The organism is Mycobacterium sp. 852002-50816_SCH5313054-b, assembly GCF_001667185.1.
GTDB lineage: Bacteria > Actinomycetota > Actinomycetes > Mycobacteriales > Mycobacteriaceae > Mycobacterium.
Map to the genome: position 1 here is coordinate 1 of NZ_LZIC01000055.1, position 1,341 is coordinate 1,341.

The following is a 1,341-nucleotide window of genomic DNA, read 5'->3' on the forward strand; positions in this document are numbered from 1 at the left end:
GTGGGGGCGGCGGGCCGGGTGGCGCGGTCGGATACGGGTAGCCCCCGGGCGGCTGCGCTTGACCGGGCTCGGACGCGCGCGCCGCGTCGGCCAGGGGGCGCTCGAGTTCCCGGATGCGCTCTTCCGGGTCATCCTGCGAGTTCATGGACAGATGCCCCCACCGCCGCCGGCGAGCCCGTGGACGTACGGCGGCCCGTCGTACGGGTCTCCGCCGAAGTCGTCCTCGGGCAACCGCACATGGTGGATCGTGGGCACGTTCATCGTCATCGCGTTTCTCGCCCTCGCCGGCGGCATCGCCGCTTTCGCCGCGCACCAGCTCTCCGGCGTCCGGTCGATCATCAACTCCCCGCCGAGCATCTCCGCGACGTTTGGTCCGCCGTCCAGCGCCACCAGCAGCCCGCGCAGCCCCGGCCCGTCGAGCACCCGGACCAGGACGACGACGCCGTCGACGCCGCCCACCCCAGCGCGGGGCGCCAGGATCAGCGTCTCGGGCATCAACGAGAATCGAACGATCGCCTGCGACAACAACATCGTCAGCGTCAGCGGGGTGTCCAACACGGTCGTGATCACCGGCCACTGCACCAGCCTCACGGTGTCCGGCGTTCAGAACGCCATCACCGTCGACTCCGTCGACAGCATCGACGCGTCCGGCTTCAGCAACAAGATCACCTACCACGCGGGCAATCCGAAGATCAGCAACTCCGGCGGTTCCAACGAGGTACAGCAGGGCTGATCGGCCGTGGCTAGCCCGTCGCGCCGGACTCGCCGGATTCTTCAGAGTCGTCGTCGAGGACGCTGACCGCGATGCCGTAGGGCAGGAAGCGCACCTTGCGCTTGGGATCCACGTTGTTCTTGTTGGCCCGCAGCGCGTCGAGTTCGGTCGCGTAAACCTGTTCGACGTGGGCGCCGCCATCGGCGTCCACGGTGTAGATGGCCCACACCCCGTCACCGGCCTCGCCGGCGGTCTCCGGCGCCGACCGTGGCCGCCGCGACAGGTCGTCGAAAACCGCCGACCAGCCCATGCGGCCACCCGGACCGCCGACAAACCTGCCGACCCGCTCGAACACGTCGCGCAGGCCCTCGCTGCCCTCCCTGATCACGCGATCGAACTCGTCGGGATCGAATCCGAACGCACCGTATTCGCCCACACAGACCTCCTTGCAGTGACAGCGCTACTGATCAGTGTGCGCTCAGTCGTCGCCGGCCGCCACGGACCGGTCTACGGGGCCGGCGGCGGCGGGGGCGGCGGCGGCGGGTTGATCGGAATCGGCACCGTGACGAACGGCAAGTGCAAGTACATCGTCAGCGGCGGCCGCTGGTATTGCGGAGGCGGCTCGGGCG

At 69.6% G+C, this 1,341-nt stretch carries 1 protein-coding gene and 1 pseudogene; one reads left to right on the plus strand and one right to left on the minus strand.

What is annotated here, in order from left to right; genetic code table 11:
- Positions 1–145: 145 nt before the first annotated feature.
- Positions 146–733, plus strand: a pseudogene (locus tag A5787_RS28785) (DUF3060 domain-containing protein); the annotation flags it as partial.
- 10 nt (positions 734–743) lie between these two features.
- On the opposite strand, the gene A5787_RS11740 reads toward A5787_RS28785, so the two are convergent.
- Positions 744–1,148 (minus strand): hypothetical protein, encoded by a 405-nt coding sequence (locus A5787_RS11740; protein ID WP_066966361.1) that lies wholly within the window; start codon positions 1,146–1,148, stop codon positions 744–746.
- Positions 1,149–1,341: the final 193 nt, after the last annotated feature.